Source organism: Kitasatospora sp. NPDC054768 (assembly GCF_053612025.1).
In genome coordinates, this window is record NZ_JBSHBN010000082.1 from 23,792 (window position 1) to 40,346 (window position 16,555).

Annotated in this window: 17 protein-coding genes; 5 read left to right on the forward strand and 12 right to left on the reverse strand. The window is 73.1% G+C overall.

Annotation, left to right across the window (positions count from 1 at the left end; all coding sequences use genetic code 11):
• Positions 1–181: 181 nt before the first annotated feature.
• The 3 genes from ACWGKU_RS23425 to ACWGKU_RS23435 all read left to right on the forward strand — a co-directional run bounded on the left by ACWGKU_RS23425 (position 182) and on the right by ACWGKU_RS23435 (position 2,674).
• Complete coding sequence (locus tag ACWGKU_RS23425) at positions 182–697, forward strand: pyridoxamine 5'-phosphate oxidase family protein (RefSeq protein WP_380353729.1); 516 nt, start codon at positions 182–184, stop codon at positions 695–697.
• 169 nt (positions 698–866) lie between these two features.
• Positions 867–1,988, forward strand: a complete 1,122-nt coding sequence (locus tag ACWGKU_RS23430; RefSeq protein ID WP_401047511.1) for a TIGR03364 family FAD-dependent oxidoreductase — start codon at positions 867–869, stop codon at positions 1,986–1,988.
• A gap of 11 nt (positions 1,989–1,999) precedes the next feature.
• A complete protein-coding gene (locus ACWGKU_RS23435) occupies positions 2,000–2,674 on the forward strand; it encodes a phosphonatase-like hydrolase (RefSeq protein ID WP_401047508.1) in 675 nt (224 codons plus the stop codon).
• 62 nt (positions 2,675–2,736) lie between these two features.
• Here ACWGKU_RS23435 and ACWGKU_RS23440 read toward each other — a convergent pair whose 3' ends face one another.
• The 11 genes from ACWGKU_RS23440 to ACWGKU_RS23490 form a co-directional block, all read right to left on the reverse strand.
• Positions 2,737–3,366, reverse strand: coding sequence for a hypothetical protein (locus ACWGKU_RS23440; protein WP_401047506.1), 630 nt, complete (start codon positions 3,364–3,366; stop codon positions 2,737–2,739).
• Positions 3,363–4,049 (reverse strand): hypothetical protein, encoded by a 687-nt coding sequence (locus tag ACWGKU_RS23445; protein ID WP_401047505.1) that lies wholly within the window; start codon positions 4,047–4,049, stop codon positions 3,363–3,365. The genes ACWGKU_RS23440 and ACWGKU_RS23445 overlap by 4 nt, the downstream gene beginning before the upstream one ends.
• On the reverse strand, positions 4,039–5,367 hold the full coding sequence (locus ACWGKU_RS23450; RefSeq protein WP_452179357.1) for a WXG100 family type VII secretion target: 1,329 nt from the start codon (positions 5,365–5,367) through the stop codon (positions 4,039–4,041). Before ACWGKU_RS23450 ends, ACWGKU_RS23445 begins: the two co-directional genes overlap by 11 nt.
• The gene (locus ACWGKU_RS23455; RefSeq protein ID WP_359905419.1) at positions 5,364–5,660 is read right to left on the reverse strand and encodes a hypothetical protein; all 297 of its coding nucleotides are present in this window, start codon (positions 5,658–5,660) and stop codon (positions 5,364–5,366) included. The genes ACWGKU_RS23450 and ACWGKU_RS23455 overlap by 4 nt, the downstream gene beginning before the upstream one ends.
• Before the next feature lie 170 nt (positions 5,661–5,830).
• A complete protein-coding gene (locus tag ACWGKU_RS23460) occupies positions 5,831–6,322 on the reverse strand; it encodes a hypothetical protein (RefSeq protein WP_401047500.1) in 492 nt (163 codons plus the stop codon).
• Positions 6,323–6,433: 111 nt separating this feature from the next.
• The gene (locus tag ACWGKU_RS23465) at positions 6,434–6,757 is read right to left on the reverse strand and encodes a DMT family transporter (RefSeq protein ID WP_452179356.1); all 324 of its coding nucleotides are present in this window, start codon (positions 6,755–6,757) and stop codon (positions 6,434–6,436) included.
• 1 nt (position 6,758) lies between these two features.
• Positions 6,759–7,502 (reverse strand): HAD family hydrolase, encoded by a 744-nt coding sequence (locus ACWGKU_RS23470; protein ID WP_401047496.1) that lies wholly within the window; start codon positions 7,500–7,502, stop codon positions 6,759–6,761.
• Between the two features lie 60 nt (positions 7,503–7,562).
• On the reverse strand, positions 7,563–8,648 hold the full coding sequence (locus ACWGKU_RS23475) for an ABC transporter ATP-binding protein (RefSeq protein WP_359905430.1): 1,086 nt from the start codon (positions 8,646–8,648) through the stop codon (positions 7,563–7,565).
• A 21-nt stretch (positions 8,649–8,669) separates the two neighbouring features.
• On the reverse strand, positions 8,670–9,515 hold the full coding sequence (locus tag ACWGKU_RS23480; protein WP_359905433.1) for an ABC transporter permease: 846 nt from the start codon (positions 9,513–9,515) through the stop codon (positions 8,670–8,672).
• The gene (locus ACWGKU_RS23485) at positions 9,503–10,483 is read right to left on the reverse strand and encodes an ABC transporter permease (RefSeq protein WP_380548269.1); all 981 of its coding nucleotides are present in this window, start codon (positions 10,481–10,483) and stop codon (positions 9,503–9,505) included. Before ACWGKU_RS23485 ends, ACWGKU_RS23480 begins: the two co-directional genes overlap by 13 nt.
• Before the next feature lie 43 nt (positions 10,484–10,526).
• A complete protein-coding gene (locus ACWGKU_RS23490; protein ID WP_359905438.1) occupies positions 10,527–11,696 on the reverse strand; it encodes an ABC transporter substrate-binding protein in 1,170 nt (389 codons plus the stop codon).
• Positions 11,697–12,037: 341 nt separating this feature from the next.
• Here ACWGKU_RS23490 and ACWGKU_RS23495 point away from each other — a divergent pair, with 341 nt between their 5' ends.
• Complete coding sequence (locus ACWGKU_RS23495; protein WP_452179355.1) at positions 12,038–12,868, forward strand: GntR family transcriptional regulator; 831 nt, start codon at positions 12,038–12,040, stop codon at positions 12,866–12,868.
• Between the two features lie 151 nt (positions 12,869–13,019).
• Here the strand turns inward: ACWGKU_RS23495 and tmpA are convergent, their stop codons facing one another.
• On the reverse strand, positions 13,020–14,618 hold the full coding sequence (gene tmpA / locus ACWGKU_RS23500; RefSeq protein ID WP_452179354.1) for a 2-trimethylaminoethylphosphonate dioxygenase: 1,599 nt from the start codon (positions 14,616–14,618) through the stop codon (positions 13,020–13,022).
• Between the two features lie 258 nt (positions 14,619–14,876).
• Between tmpA and ACWGKU_RS23505 the strand changes: the two genes are divergently transcribed.
• Positions 14,877–16,514, forward strand: a complete 1,638-nt coding sequence (locus ACWGKU_RS23505) for an APC family permease (protein WP_401051177.1) — start codon at positions 14,877–14,879, stop codon at positions 16,512–16,514.
• The last annotated feature ends 41 nt before the right edge of the window (positions 16,515–16,555 follow it).

Sequence of the window (16,555 nt, forward strand, 5' to 3'; positions counted from 1 at the left end):
CGGGCACTCCGACGCCGCCGCGCGCTCGGACGCCGTTTCCCGGGCCGCCCGCCCCTTGTCCGGTTTCGGACGACGGGTGGAGCATGTGAGCCGGGCGTGGGGCCTCCTCCGGGGGGCGCCCGCCCGGCTCAGTCGTGCTCGGGCGCGCGGGCGCCGGGCGTGCCAGCGGAGGGAGTGCCGAATGCCGTACCGACTCGACATCACGCAGGGGGACTGGCCGGGGGACCTGCTGCACAAGGGCGTCGAGGGGCTGCTGGCCGAGGCCATGGTGCTCACCCTCGCCACCGCGGGGCACGAGCACGGCCCGCACGCCAACCTGGCCTTCTTCGCGTACGACGACGACCTCGTCCTCTACTTCGTCAGCGAGCGCTCCACCCGGCACAGCCACCACCTGGCCGAGGAGGCCCGGGCCGCCGCCACCGTCTTCCTGCCGCCGCCGGTCTTCGGCGAGCAGCTGCGCGGCCTCCAGCTGACCGGCAGCGCGGGCGAGGCCTGGGGGCGGCAGGCCGAGGCGGCGCTGGCCGCCTACCAGGGGCGCTATCCGGCCTTCGCGCGGGACGAGGAGGCCCGGCGGCAGTTCCTGACCGGCGGCGGGGCGGCGGCGCTGTACCGGTTCCAGGTGGAGGAGCTGACGGCGGTGGACGAGCCGAACTTCGGCCGGCGCAACTACCTGCGGGCGCGGGTGGTGCGGTCGTAGCCGCCCCGGTCGTCCCGGCGGGCCCGGACGCCCCGGCGGCTGCGACCGCCGGGGCCGTGGGCGCCACCTCCGAGTGGCCGTCGGGTTGTCTGTACAACTTCCCAGGTGGTTCATCTGCGGGACGGCAGTCCGACGCCCCTCGGACACCCGGGCGCATCAGCCTGGACGCATGAGAGTCATCGTCGTAGGAGCAGGCGTGCTCGGCAGCATGCACGCCTGGCAGGCCGTCGAGCGCGGCCACGAGGTCGTCCACCTGGAGCGCGAGACCGAGGCCCGCGGCGCCTCGGTGCGCAACTTCGGCCTGGTCTGGGTCAGCGGCCGGGCGCAGGGCGAGGAACTGGACACCGCGCTGCGGGCCCGCGAACTGTGGGAGTCCATCGGCGCCCGCGTCCCGGACCTCGGCTTCCGGGCGAACGGGTCGCTCACCGCGATCCGCACCGAGGCCGAACTGGCCGTCGCCGAGCAGGCCCTGACCCTGCCGGACGCCGCCGCCCGCGGCTACCGGCTGCTCGACCCGGACGAGACCCGCGCCGTCAACCCGGCCCTGCGCGGCAAGCTGCTCGGTGCCCTGTGGTGCGAGCGCGACGCCGCCGTCGAGCCCCGCACCGCCCAGCGCGCGCTGCGCGGCCACCTGGAGTCCACCGGCCGGTACACCTTCCTGCCCGGGCGCGAGGTGCGCGAGGTGGTCGGCGAGAACGCCGTCCGCGACGACCACGGCGACGTCCACACCGGCGACCTGGTGATCCTCTGCACCGGAGCCTGGCTCGGCGGCCTGGTCCGCGAACTCGCCCCCGCCCTGCCGGTCCGCCGGGTCCGCCTCCAGATGATGCAGACCGACCCGCTCGGCGAGACCCTGACCACCTCCGTCGCCGACGGCGACAGCTTCCGCTACTACCCGGCCTTCGCCGGTACCGCCCTGGACCGGCTGCGCGAGACCCAGCCCCAGCCGCCGGTCGCCGCCGAGCACAGGATGCAGCTGCTGATGGTCCAGCGCCGCGACGGCGGCCTGACCGTCGGCGACACCCACGAGTACGACCAGCCGTTCGGCTTCGACGTCGTCGAGGACCCGTACGACCACCTGGCCGGCGTGGTCGAGGAACTGCTCGGCCGCCCGATGCCGCGGATCCGCCGCCGCTGGGCCGGGGTGTACGCCCAGTGCGTCGACACCACCCGGGTCGTCCACCGCGAGCGCGTGCGCGACGGCGTCTGGCTGGTCACCGGCCCCGGTGGCCGCGGCATGACCTGCTCGCCCGCCATCGCCGAGACCACCGCCCAACTCGCCAACCTGTAAGGAACCTTGTTGTGACCACCGATATCCGCCTGGTCGTGCTCGACATGGCCGGCACCACCGTCGCCGACGACGGCCTGGTCGAGCAGGCCTTCACCGCGGCCGCCGCGTCGCTCGGCGTCGAGGCCGGCAGCCCGGCGTTCGACCCGATGCTGGCCCACGTCCGGGCCACCATGGGCGAGTCCAAGATCTCCGTCTTCCGGCACCTGTTCGGCGAGGAGGAGAAGGCCCAGCGGGCCAACGCCGCCTTCGAGGCCGCCTACGACGACCTGGTCGACGCCGGCCACTGCGCCGCCCTGCCCGGCGCCGCCGAGGCCATCGCCGAACTGCGCGGCCGGGGCCGCAAGGTGGTCCTCACCACTGGCTTCTCCCGGACCACCCAGGACCGCATCCTGGACGCCCTGGGCTGGCGGTCCGTCGCCGACCTGACCCTCTGCCCCGCCGAGGCGGGCCGCGGCCGCCCGTACCCCGACCTGGTGCTCACCGCGCTGCTGCGCACCGGCACCGACTCGGTCCGCCGGATCGCCGTCGCCGGCGACACCGGCTACGACATGCTGACCGGCACCCGGGCCGGCGCCCCGGTCGTCGCCGGCGTCCTCACCGGCGCCCACGACGAGGCCCGCCTGCGGGCCGACGGCGCGACCCACGTCCTCGGCTCGATCGCCGAACTGCCCGCCCTGCTGGGCTGATCCGGCACCCCGCCCCGGGCCCGGCCCGGGGCGGCGACCGGCCGGCTCGGACGGTCGACGGCTCAGACGGTCGACGGCCCGGGCCGTCGCACCGACCAGAGCACGGCGCCGTCGATCAGGACGTTGCAGCCGACGAACAGCAGCAGGTAGGCGGGGGAGTCGACCTCGCCGGGGAGCTTGGGGGCGACCCGCCCGGCCGGGTCCATCCGGACGGTGACCACGTCGCCGCGCTTGAACAGCGCGTCGCGCTCCTCCAGCGGGCCGCCCGGGACCTCGTCGTTCAGCTCCGTGGCGGCCAGGGTGTACGCCCGCCCGGTGCCGTGGAGCGAGTCGGTGACCTTCTCGTCGACCACCACGGCCCGCACCGTCCGGCCCGAACCCAGGATCAGGTTGGTCCAGGCGGCGGAACCCGCGAGGTACGCGACGAAGGCGACCGCGCAGATGCCCGCGCTCCAGCCGAACATCCTCTTCTGGAACGCGGGGTTGGTGTCGGCGTCGCGGCGCAGGGCGAACGCGATCAGCATCACCAGGGGGTAGCCGAACCCGACCACGGTGGCGAGGAACGAGTTGACGTAGACGTCCAGCGCGATGACGGCGACGAGCATGGCGGTGGAGAGCGCGATGAGCGCCACCGCGCCCCCGAGCCGGCGCGGGCCGCTTCGGGTCTCCTGGTCGGGCGGAGCGACTGTCATCCGAAGGCCTTCCGGACGTTGTCCCACTGGTCGGGCGGCACGGTGTCGCGGCTCTCGTCCCGGGGCGGGTGGAAGGAGATGCCCCGGTACGCGGCGGCGACCAGCGGCAGCCACTCGTCCCAGTGGTCGACGTCCTCGGTGGTGAAGACGGCGGCGACCACGTACGGGCTCCACGGGTGCGGGATCAGCAGTTCGAGCTGGCGGACCGTGCTGACGGCCGACTCCGGTACGCCGAAGACCGCGCCGGGCACCGGGACGGTCAGCTCGCGGGCGGCCAGGGCGGCGCGGCCGAGCGGCAGGTCCACCACGCCGACGTCGGCGTCCGGCCAGGCCTCGGCCAGCTCCGTGGCGACCCGCGCGGGGTAGCTGCCCGGCGCGCCGAGGTCCTGCGGGCGGAGGAAGACGGAGAACACGCCGTGGATCGGACCGCCGTCCCCGGCCCGGACGAGGCAGCCGGACACGTGGACGGCGCCCTCCCGCAGCTGGGCCTGGAGCGCGGTCTCGGAGGCGATCACGGCGGCGAGCTTCTGCTCGGCCCCGGCGTCGGGGAAGAGCGCGTCCAACTGCTCCGCGGCCCGGGCCATCCGGTCGCCGGGGTCCTCGTCCAGGTCGACGGCGGTGAAGCCCGCGGGCAGGTCGAGCCAGAGCGGCGGGGCGGCGGCCCCCGGGGTCTCAACGGCCATAGCCGGCCGCCCATCCGCCCATGCCGAGCAGGTTGCCGACGGTGGACACGCTGCCGATGATGACGTTGGCCTTGCCGCCGCCGGCCGCCATGCCCGCCGAGCCGATGACGCTGTTGCCGCCGGTGGTGTAGTTGACCGCACTGGCGAGGTTGTCGCTCGGGTTGTCCTGGGTGAGCGCGTACGCGGTCGGGGCGTTGAGCCCGGCGGTGGTGGCGGCCTGGACGCCGTCGGAGACGTTCATCGCGGTGGCCTTGGACACGCCGAGCTTGATGGCCGGCTTCTCGATCGCCGTGGTGAAGATCGGGTTGGCCGGGTCGATCCCCCGGGCGGCGGTCCGGACCTCGGTGGACCCGGCGGAGACCGCGCCGCGCACGCCCGCACCGGCGGCGCGGGCCTCCCGGACGGCGGTCACGCCCTTGGCCGCGACGCCCACGCCGGGGATCGCGCCGAGGACGTCGCCGCCCAGGGTCAGCCAGTTGCCGATGTTCTTCTGCGGCGGCCACAGCTGGCCCTTGGCGGCGTACTGGGTCGCGTGCGCGCCCGCGGCGGCGGCGCTCAGCAGGAGCGCCGGCAGCGCGAAGGCGGGGAAGAAGATCGCCGCGACGCCGCAGACGCCGGCCGCGACGGTCAGCAGGTCCGCGCCGTGGTTCTTGAACCAGTCGCCGACCTTGCTGAGCCAGCCGGGCTCCGGCGGGGCCTTGCTGTCGGCGGCCTTGCGGACGGCCTCGGCCGTCTTCTTCGCGTCCGACTGGTGGGTCCCGGCGAGCTCGTGGGCCTGCTTCTGGAGGCCGGCCAGCTCGTTGGAGGCGCTGGTGAGCAGGCTGGCGGCCGAGTCGAGGTGGCTCTTCGCCGTGTTGTAGCGCTGTTCGGCGGCGGCGAGGCTCGCGTCGTCGGAGTAGTAGCGGCCGGCCAGTTGGAGGTCGGGGGCGGCGGCCGCGGCGCTGTGCGCCCGGTCCGCTTCGTCCTTCTTCTTCTTGGCGGCGACCGCGGAGGCGGCCAACTCGGCAGCCTTGGGCTGGTGTTCGGTCAGCGCCTTGTACCAGACGTCGAGCGCCGTGTAGGCCGCGGTGATCGAGTCGGCGGCGTCCTGGAGGTAACCGGGGAGCTTGTCGAACTGCTTGGCGAACTGCTTGGCCGCCTCGCCCGTCCACTCGCCCTGGTTGTCGGAGATCTGGGAGAGTGTGGTGTGCACGCCGGTGAGGTGCTGGCCCACCCGGCGCAGGCCGGCGCTGAGCGCGGTGACGGCGGCGGAGTCGCCGGGGGTGGGGTTGAAGCCGAGGCCGGACCAGTCGGGCGCCGGCGGCGTCGGGGCGCTCACGACTGCCCCGCCGGGGTGAGGACCTTGACGATGCTCTGCTCGGTGCCGTCGTAGTTCTTCTGCACCTGCTCCAGGCCCTCGTCCAGGACCTTGACGCACTCGCGGACCTTCTTCAGGCCGAACTGCCACTTGTCCTTGAAGTGCCCGCAGGCCTCGTCCAGGAAGTCGAAGCCGGTGCCGGTGTGGCCGGCCGCTTCGAAGGCCTTGAGCCCCTGTTCGAGTTCGTCGCCGCAGCCTTTGAGATCCTGGGCCAGCTTGGCGAGGAATTCGGTACTGACTTTGAAGTCGGACACTTTCGCCCCCCGATGCGTCGTTTGTCGGACCGGGCGAGCATAGCCCCGACCAGTGCGCCGATGATCGCCCGCGCCGGGGTCCGGGGGAGGATGTTTGCGGGACCTTTACGGGCCGTCGACGCCTTCTTGACGTCGGCGGCCCGGCCCGGAGGGACGTGCGAGGGTCGGTCTCAGCGGCGCCAGAAGCCGCGCTTCTTCGGGGTGACGAGCTGCACCACGGCCGTGACGAACAGTTCGGCGACGGGCGAGGGCCCCGGGCCGTGGTTGAGGTGGCTCTCGGCGGTCCACTCGCCGAGGACGGTGCCGGGGCTGCCGTCGAAGGGGCTGAACGCGTGCTCCAAGGTCACGTAGCGCACCGACCTGGAACCCTGGGGCTGGACGGCGGCGACGAAGTGGGCCTCGGTGGCGCCGACCGCGGTGGGCAGGGTGACCAGCAGCATGTGGTGGCCGTCGACCGACAGGTGCCGGCAGTCGAGGCCGTGGTGGGGCAGGCGGTCCTCGGGCGGCAGGGCGGCGCCGAGGTCGTCCCAGATCTGGGTGACGACGGGCAGCAGGCTGCCGCCGTCCGGGGTCGGGGTGGCCACGCGCGGGCCGAACTCCAGTACCTGGCGGGCGAGTTCGCGGTGGACGAAGCGGTAGTGATGGGGTCGGGGGTCCGTCATGGGGGACACCGTAGCGAAGGCTTCGGGGCGAGAGGTCGGCACGTCCGACGGCCCGCCCCGACAGGGTGGTTGACCAGCGTCTTCGGAAATTGACGAACCGTCAGAACGGCGTCAGGAGTGTCCGCCCTTGAGGTTGAGCACGACCACCCCGACGATCACCAGCGCTATGCCCAGCCACTGGAGCCGCCCGAGCGACTCGCCGAAGGCGACCACGCCGATCCCGGCGACCGCCGCGGTGCCGGCCCCGGACCAGACCGCGTAGGCGACCGAGACCGGTATGTTCTTGAGCGCGCGGCCGAGCAGCACGAAGGAGAGCGCGTAGCCGAGGCCGACGCCGAGGCTCGGCCAGAGCCGGGTGAACCCCTCGGTGAGCTTGAGGCAGCTGGTGGCGCAGACCTCGCTGACGATGGCGAGGGCGAGCAGGAGATAGGGCATGTCAGGGTCGAACCGCGCCGGGACCGGCGAGCTTCCCGAGCAGGGCGAGGTCGGCCTGCTCCAGGCTGGCGAGCAGGGTGATCCGCTCGCCCCGGGGCATCGGCACCGCGGTGGACGGCACGGCGAGCACGGCGCAGCCGGCCGCGGTGGCGGAGGCGACCCCGGTCGGGGTGTCCTCGACGGCGAGGCAGGCCGCCGGGTCCAGGCCGAGCCGCTCGGCGGCGGCGAGGTACGGGTCGGGCGCGGGCTTGGTGCGCTCGGTGTCCTCGGCGGCCAGGGTGACGGCGAACCAGTCCCGGCCGATGGCGGACAGCACCAGGTCCACCACCCGGCGCGGGGAGGCGGAGACCAGCGCGGTGGGCACCCGGGCGTCGCGCAGCGAGGCCAGCAGGGCGAGCGCGCCGGGGCGCGGAACCGTCTCGGCGGCGACCTTGCCGGCGAAGGACTCGCCGAGCCGGGCGGCGAGTTCGGCCTCGCCGAGCGTGGTGCCGCTGACCCTGTGCAGGTGGGCGGCGGTGTGCTCGATGGCCTGGCCGAGCACCTCGGGGGCGTCCTGGTCGGTGAGCGGGCGGTTCAGTTCCTCGGCGAGTTCGGCGGCGGCCTGCCACCACAGCTGCTCGGTGTCCACCAGGGTGCCGTCCATGTCGAAGAGGACGGCGGCGGGCAGGACGACGGCGGGCAGCGCGGCGGCGGGCGGGGCGGAGTTCTCGGGCAGGACGGAGTCGGGCAGGGCGGAGTCAGGCATGGCGGTACCTTCGGTGGTTCTTCGGTGCTCCGGTGGACGGAGCAGGGAGGTACGAGGTTCTCAGGCGGTGCGGCGGTCCACCAGCACCGGGCGCTCCGGCAGGGTGAGCGCGGCCCGGGCGCCGGCCGGCAGGGCGGCGGCGGCCTCGGTGGGCAGGTCGGCCTTGACCTCGGTGCCGTCGTCCAGGCGGACGGTGAGCCGGGTGACGGCGCCCAGGAAGGAGGCGGTGACCACCAGCGCGGGGCCGTCCTCGGCCGGGGTCAGGGTGACGTTCTCCGGGCGCACCAGCACCTGGAGCTCGCCGTCGGCCGGGATCGCGCCGTCCACCGCGTGCCGGCGGCCGAGCACCTCGACGCCGTCCGAGGTGCGGGTGCACGGGATGCGGCTCATGGTGCCGACGAACTCGGCGACGAAGGCGGTGGCCGGCCGGCTGTACAGCTCGGACGGGACGGCGCACTGCTCCAGCCTGCCGGCCCGCAGCACCGCGACCCGGTCGGCCATCGACAGCGCCTCCTCCTGGTCGTGGGTGACGAACAGGGTGGTGATGCCCAGCTCCTGCTGGAGGCGGCGGATCTCGTCGCGCAGCTGGAGGCGGACCTTGGCGTCCAGCGCGGACAGCGGCTCGTCCAGCAGCAGGACGCGCGGCTGGAGGGCGAGCGCGCGGGCGAGCGCGATGCGCTGCTGCTGGCCGCCGGACATCTGGTGCGGGTAGTGGTCGGCGCGGTGCGGCAGGCCGACCAGCTCCAGCAGCTCCTGGGCCCGCTTGCGGCGTTCGGCCTTGCCGGTGCCGCGCATCCGCAGTCCGAAGGCGACGTTGTCCAGGGCGGTCAGGTGCGGGAAGAGGCTGTACGACTGGAACACCATGCCCGCGTCGCGCTTGTGCGCGGGGATCGCGGTGATGTCCCGGCCGTCGACCAGCACCTCGCCGGAGTCGTGCTGCTCGAAGCCGGCCAGGATGCGCAGCGCGGTGGTCTTGCCGCAGCCGGACGGGCCGAGCAGGGCGATCAGCTCGCCCGGGTGGACGGTCAGGTCCAGGCCGTCGAGGGCGGTGGTGGTGCCGAACGCGCGGCGCAGGGAGCGGAATTCGACGGTGGCGCTGCCGGGGGAGAGCGAGACGCCGTTGGCGATGGCGGTGGCCGTGGTCATGACTGGTGACTCCGGGGGGTTTCAGGAGGTGGCGGTCTTGGCGCGGCGCTCGCGCCCGGCGGTGGCCAGCAGGAGCAGCAGCAGCCAGGTGAGCAGCAGGCTCAGGATGGAGACCGCGACCGACATGTGGGCCTGGCTGTTGCCGACCGAGTAGATCCAGACCGGGAAGGGCTGGAAGCCGAGGATCGAGGCGGTGGTGAACTCGCCGAGGACCAGGGCCAGGGTGAGGAAGGAGGCGTTCAGCAGGGCCCCGCGCAGGTTGGGCAGGACCACGGTGAACACCGCGCGCGGCCAGCTCGCGCCGCAGTTGCGGGCGGCCTCGACCAGGGTGCGCACGTCCATCGAGCGCAGGCCGGCGTCCAGGGCGCGGTAGGCGAGCGGCAGGGCCATCAGCACGTAGGCGATGACCAGCACCAGCGGGAAGTCCGGGTCCTGGACGAACACGAAGGTCTGGAAGAACGGGGTGTCCATCAGGTAGTCCGGGCCCCAGCGCAGCACGCCGATGAGGCCGGCGGTCAGGGCGACCGGCGGGACGACCAGCGGCAGGGTGCAGAGCACGTCGATGACCGGGCGCAGCTTCGGCGAGCCGAGCCGGACGGCGATCAGCGCCGGGACGAGCAGGAGCAGCAGCACCACGACGGTGACCACGGCGAGGCCGAGGGTCAGCCAGAGGCTGTCCAGGAAGCCGGGGGCGGAGAGCAGTCCGGTGTAGGCGGAGAAGGAGATGCCCTTGGGCTCGTCGATCGAGAACCAGAAGGAGGCCGCGAGCGGCACGACGAAGTAGACGCCGGCGAGCAGCAGCACGGCACCGCGCCACCAGCGCACGTCGCGTCGGCCGGGGCGGGCGGGGGTGGTCAGCTGAGCCATCGGGCGCTCCGGCGCTGGAGGGGGAGGTACACGGCCATCACCAGGACGGCCACGACGATCATGTTGAGGCTGAGGGCGAGGGCGAGGTTGCCCTGGCCGACCAGCACGTTGCCGGAGAGCGCGTCCGCGATCGAGCGGCTGACCAGCGGGACGGTCGCGCCGACCATGGCGGCGGCCGTCGCGTAGGCGGCGAAGGCGCTGCCGAAGAGCAGCACGAAGCCGCCGAGCAGGGAGGGCAGCAGGATCGGCAGGGCGACGTGGAGCCAGTACTGGACGGTGGTGGCCCGGTTGTTCTGGGCCGCCTCGCGCCACTGGGTCCGCAGGCCGTCCAGGGCCGGGGTGATGGTGAGCACCATCAGCGGGACGAGGAAGTACAGGTAGACGACCGTCAGGCCGGTGAAGGAGTACAGCGACCAGCCGTGGTCGGTGAGGTGCAGCAGCCTGGTGATCTCGCCGGCGTTGCCGAGGGTGGCGACGAACGCGAAGGCGAGCGGCAGGCCGCCGAAGTTGGCGAGCACGCCGGAGGCGGTGAGCACCGCCTGGCGCAGCCAGCCGCGCCGGGAGGTGACGACGGCCTGGGCGAGCGGTACGCCGAGCACGGTGGCGAGCAGCGCGGTCAGCGCGGAGAGCTTGAGGCTGCTCAGCATGGCCGTCCGGTAGCCGCCCTGCACGGAGGCCGTCAGGTTGTCGAAGGTGAACTGCCCGGCGCCGCTCTCCGCGTCGCTGGAGGTGGTGAACGCGCCGATCACGATGGCGACGCAGGGAAGTCCGAAGCCGATCAGGAAGAACAGCAGCAGCGGCACGGTGGCCAGCCAGGACGCGCCGCGGAGGCGGGCGAGCGGCCGGCGCCGCGGGGCGGGGGCGGTGCTCGTGGGGGAGGTGGTCGTGGCGGTGGCGGACGCCCCCGCGCCGCCACCGGGGGAGGTGGCGGCGGGGGTGGTCGGCACCGGGGTGGGAGCCGTGGTCATGAGTGCCTTTTCTCAGCCCGAAGTGCGGTACGTGGCCGGGGTGTCAGCCCGCGACGGCCTTGGTCCAGTTCTCGGTGACGACCTTCTTGGCCGCGTTGATCTGGTCGACGGTCGGGAAGGTGGTGAACGGCTTCTCGACGGCCGGCAGCTTGGCGGCGGCGGTGGCGTCCAGGGTGCCGTCCTTCTTCAGGGCCTCGAAGGTGGACGGGGTGGCGTAGCCGCCGAGGAAGAGGTTCTGGCCCTCGGTGCTGAACAGGTACTCCTGCCACAGGCGGGCGGCCGCCGGGTGCGGGGCCCACTTGTTGACGGCCTGGTTGTAGAACTGGGCGTAGGAGCCGTCGGTCGGGATGGAGACCTTCCAGTCGACGCCCTTGTCCTTGAACTCGTCGGTGTAACCGGCGTTCAGGTAGGACCAGTCGATCGAGATCGGGGTCTCGCCCTTCTCGATGGTGGCCGGGGTCGACTCGACCGGGTTGAAGTTGCCGGACTGCTTCAGCTTGCCGAAGAAGTCGATGCCGGGCTGGACGTTGTCCAGCGAACCGCCGTTGGCGAGCGCGGCCGCGTAGACGCCGCCGAAGGCGGAGCCGGACTTGGTCGGGTTGCCGTTGAGGGCGACCTGGCCCTTGTACTCGGGCTTGAGCAGGTCGGCGAAGGTCTTCGGGCAGTTGGCGATCTTCTTGGCGTCGCAGCCGATGGAGACGTAGCCGCCGTAGTCGTTGACGGCGGCGCCGTTCGCGTCCTTCATGGTGTCCGGCACCTTGTCGAAGGTGGCGACCTTGTAGGGGGCGAGGATGCCGTCCTTGACCGCCTGGAGGGCGAAGGCGCTGCCCAGGTCGACCACGTCGGGGGCGCGGTCCTGGCCCTTGCGGGAGTTGACCGCGTTGATCTCGTCCTGGCTGGAGCCGTCCGGGTTCTCCTCCTCGACCTCGATGCCGTACTTGGCCTTGAAGCCGTCGATGATCTTGCCGTAGTTCGCCCAGTCCCGGGGCAGCGTGATGACGTGCAGCTTGCCCTCCTTCTTGGCCGCGGCGATCAGGCCGTCCATGCCGCCGAAGTCGGCGGCCGAGGTGGCCGTCTTGGCGTCCTTGGCGCCGTCCTTGGCGGCGTCGCCGGACTTGGCGCTCGAACCGGCGGAGCCGCAGGCGGTGAGGGAGAGCGCGGCGGCGGTCAGTACGGCCGCGAAGGCGGCGGCGCGGGCGCGGTGCACGGTCACGGGGAAGTCTCCTGTTAAGGGGGCGTACTGCGAGGGGCGTTCGCGGGGGGTTCCGCGGGCCTGCGTCTCGCGAAGGGCGGCGGACCGGCCGGGTGAGCGATCGATCGACGTCGTCCGAGTTGACTAGCCAACTTCGCTGACAGCAGTAAGTACGCCGGAGGCCGGTGACGGGAAGGTGAACGGACGGCCCAGAACCGGGGTCGGGTGCGGGAACGGTGGAATCCGGCCATCGGAGCGTGAACCGTTCGGTGCGATGCTTCGAAGGCGCAGCGGGATAAGGTCGGGCTGTCCGCGCCGGTACGGCTGCGCAGGACACCGCCCCAGGAGGGACATTGACTGACGTGGCAACTGAGCCCCAGCGCCCCGGGGCCGAGGGGCGCCCGGCCGCCGGGGACCACTCGGCCGCCGCGGAGCCCGCGGCCGAGCGCCCCGGCGCGCTGTACCGGAAGGTGGCCGCCGACCTGCGCGAGGCGATCACCACCGGCGCGTACGGCGAGGCCGGCCGGCTGCCCGCCGAGGGCGCGCTGGCCGAGCAGTACGGCGTCTCCCGCGGCACCGTCCGCCAGGCCCTCGCGGTGCTGCGCTCCGACGGACTGGTCACCTCCCGGCGCGGCACCCGCCGGGTGGTCCTCGGCGGCGCCCGGGTGCAGAGCTTCTCCGAACTCCTCAGCTTCACGCACTGGGCGTACTCGATGGGCGAGGAGCCCGGCGGCATCCTGGACTCGCTGGTGCGCCGCCCGGCCGACACCGCCGAGCGCGAGCAACTGCGCCTGGAGCCGGGCGCCGAGGTGTACGTCATCGTCCGGCTGCGGACGCTGTCCGGCACGCCGGTGATGGTCGAGCGCACCGTGTACCCGCCGCGGGTCGGCGAGATCGTCGCCGAGCTGCCGCCGGACGTGGTCTCGCACACCGAAGTGCTGCGCGAGCACGGCATCCTGTTCACCGACGCCGACCACACCATCGACGTCGTCCCGGCCAACGCCGAGGACGCCCGGCTGCTCGGCTGCCGCCGGGGCGGTCCGCTGCTGCGCGAGCGGCGGCGCACGACCGACCCGACGGGCACGCCGGTGGAGTGGTCCCAGGACCGCTACCTGCCCGGGACGGTGGCGTTCAGCGTGCACAACTCCCTGGCCACCTCGGCGCTTTCGCGGCACGCACGGGAGCTGGACTGAGCCCCTTGCGCGTGCCGCGCGGGCGTCCCCGGCGCGGGGGCGTCACCGTGCGGGCGTCCTCACGGCGTGAGCGCCCGCACGGCGTGAGCAGTGAGCGTCCTCACGGCATGGGCGCCCGCACGGCGTGAGCGCCCTCAGCGCGTGAGCGTCCTCACCCCATGAGGGCGGCGAGCAGCGGGCGGTAGTACTCGAAGCCGGGCGTCGGGGCGCCCGCCACCTTCGCCCGCTCGTCCCAGCGCCGCACCGCCACCGCGTCCCGCGCGCCCGGGAGTTCGGCGAAGGCGGCGGCCCGGCGCTCGTCCATCGGACCGCCCTGGACGCCCAGCGTGTACTCGGAGGCCGCGGAGAGCCGCTCCCGGTACCCGGGCTCGACCGCGCACAGGTAGCGCTTGGCGGCCACGTGCAGCCGGACCGGCTCGGTGACCTCCGGGCCGAACCAGCGGGCCAGCCAGTCGGCCCCGGAGTCGCTGTGGCGATTGTCCTGACCCTTCATCAGATCCCTTCCGTGCGCGGATCCCTGGCCGTGCTCGTCGAAGAAGTGGCCGACGTCGTGCAGCAGCGCGGCGGCGACCAGGTGCGCGGGCGCCCCGGCGGCCTCGGCGGCAGCGGCGGCCTGGAGCATGTGCTCGGCCATGGTGACCTCCTCGCCCAGGTACTCCCCGGCGCCCTCGCCCGCGAACAGGGCGGCGATCGCGTCCAGCGCGGCGGCGCGGCGGCGCAGCACCGCGAGGGTGCTGTGCAGGGAGTCGAGGTCGGCGTAGCAGCCCTGGAGGTGGCGGTGGCCGTCCTGCCGGAAGGCCGTCCGGGCGTGCATCAGGCGGGTGTTGTCGAAGATCAGGCAGTCGCCGGGGCCGAGGCGGAAGGTGAGCCGGAGCCCGGGGCGCAGGGTGATCGCGGCGAAGCGGCGGTAGGCGGCGTAGAAGGCGTTCAGGCCGTCCGGGGCGCCGGCCCGGACGGTGCCGATCGAGCGGTTGTTGAACCTGACCTCGCGGATCCGGCCCAGGGGGTCCACGTCGATCAGCGGGCGGTCGGCGCGCAGTTCGGTGCCCCGGTCGCGGAAGACGAACGGGACGGGCGTACGGGTGAGGACCTCGAACGCGGCCGGCGCCTCCTCCCGGAGGACCGCCGCGGCCTTGAACCCGTCCACCAGTCCGGAGTCGCCGCCGGTCGCCGAGTTCTCCAGGCAGTGCAGCAGCTGGAGGGTCGGCACCGGGTCCCGGTACGGGTTGTCGGTGTGCGGGGCGATGGCGACGCTGGTGAAGGCGAGGTTGTTCGGGTCCGGCTCGACCCGGACGTCGAACAGCTCCCCGTAGTTGGTGACCCGTACGTGGCCGAAGCTCTCCGCCACCTGCAGCACCTGCCGCTCGACGGCCGGTACCCCGCGCAGCACGGCGAAGCCGTCGTCCCGTACGGCGGCCAGCACCGCGGCCCGCTCGGCCGGGTCGGCCAGGTAGGCCTCCCAGCGCGCCTGCGGGAGGCCGGACGCGAAGTCCGCCGCCGTCCAGAGCCGCTTGCCCAGCTCGGTGCGCCCGTCGCCCTCGTCGGCCCGGTCGAGCCACTCCAACGGGTAGCGGGAGCGGTGGCCATCCGACCAGCGCACCTCCAGGTGCCCGTCGGCCTCGGTGCTCCCGGCGACCGCCAGGTCCTCGGGCAGGTCGTCGATCTGGAACAGCTTCTGTCCGTTGCGCGGGTCCCGGCACTCGGCGCACGGGCAGTTGTCGCGCAGCCAGTACGGCGGCAGTTCGGTCATCGGTCTTCTCCTCGGCGGCACTGCGGCTGTCGTATGGCCTGAAGTTGTATAGCCAACTTCAGGCACTGTCCGGGAGCCTGCCTGCCGTCGGTGAGTTCCACGTGCCGGGCGGGTGAACGCTTCGGAAACTGTGCCGGTGGGCGGTTCCCGCGGGCTGTTCGGGTGACGGGCGCGGAGTGCGGGGCGTTTCGGGGACGGGAGGCGCCCGGGCTGGGGCACTGTCGGAGGAATTCCTCCTGCTTCGAGAGGTGATCGGCCATGGCCCATTCCTCCTCCAATCCACCCGGCTCGGGGCACACCGGGCTGCGGCGCGAGGTCGGCGTCATCGGACTGCTCTGGGCCTCGGTCGGGGCGATCATCGGCTCCGGCTGGCTCTTCGGGGCGCAGAAGGCGGCGGTGGCGGCCGGGCCGGCGGCGCTGCTGTCCTGGGGCATCGGCGCGGTGGCGATCATCCTGCTGGCGCTGATCCACGCCGAGCTGGGCGGGCTGTTCCCGGTGGCGGGCGGGACGGCGCGCTACCCGCACTACGCCTTCGGCGGGTTCGCCGGGATGTCCTTCGGCTGGTTCACCTGGCTGCAGGCCGCGACCATCGCGCCGATCGAGGTGCAGGCGATGATCAACTACGCCCAGCACTGGAGCTGGGCGGACGGCCTGCTGAACAAGAACCTGACCCTGACCGGCTGGGGATTCGTCGTCGCGGCCGCCCTGCTCGGAGTCTTCGTCGCGGTCAACTTCCTCGGCGTGCGGCTGCTCGCGCACACCAACAGCGCGGCCACCGTGTGGAAGGTCGCCATCCCGGTGCTCACCATCTTCGCGCTCGGCATCACCGAGTTCCACGCCTCCAACTTCGACGTGCACGGCTTCGCACCGGACGGCGCCAAGGGCGTGCTCACCGCGATCAGCAGCAGCGGGGTGATCTTCGCACTGCTCGGCTTCGAACAGGCCATCCAGTGGGCGGGCGAGAGCCGCAACCCGCGTCGGGACATCCCCCGCGCGGTGCTCGGCTCGGTGGTGGTCGGCACCGTCGTCTACGTGATGCTCCAGGTGGTGTTCATCGGCGCACTGCCGCCGGAGACCTTCGCCCAGGGCTGGAGCACGCTCGACTACCCCGGGATCAGCGGACCGTTCGCCGGCCTGGCGACCCTGATCGGCCTGGGCTGGCTGGCCACCGTGCTGTTCATCGACGCGGTCATCTCGCCCGCCGGCACCGGGCTGGTCTACATCACCTCCAGCTCCCGGGTCACCTACGGCCTGAGTCGCAACGGCTACGCGCCGCAGACGCTGCAGTCCACCGACAAGCGCGCGGTGCCCTGGCTGGGCCTGCTCATCGCCTGGGTGGCCGGAGTGATCTGCTTCCTGCCCTTCCCGAGCTGGCAGCAGCTGGTCGGCTTCATCACCTCGGCGGTGGTGCTGATGTACGCGGGCGCCCCGCTGGCCTTCGGGGTGCTGCGCAAGCGGCTGCCGAAGATGGAGCGCTCGTACCACCTGCCCGGCGGCTCGGTGATCTCGCCGATGGCCTTCGCGGTGGCGAGCCTGGTCATCTACTGGTCCGGCTGGGACACCCTGTGGCGCCTGGGCCTGGCGATCGTGATCGGCTACCTGCTGCTCGGCGGGTACTCCTGGTACGCGCGCTCCAAGGGGCTGCCGAACGCGCCCCGGATGGACTTCCGGGCCGGGCAGTGGCTGCCGGTCTACCTGCTCGGCATGGGCCTGACCTCCTGGCAGGGCACCTTCGGCGCGGGCGCGAAGGGGAACCTGCCGCTGTGGTGGGACATCGTGGTCGTGGTGGTGTTCTCGCTGGTCGTCTACTACTGGGCGCTGGCGATCGCGCTGCCGGCGGAGGAGATCGAGCGGAACATCCGCGGCGTCGAGGTGGTGGACGTCAACGGGCACTGAGCCCGGGCACGGCCGCGGCCCCCGCAGGACGTCCAGCGGGG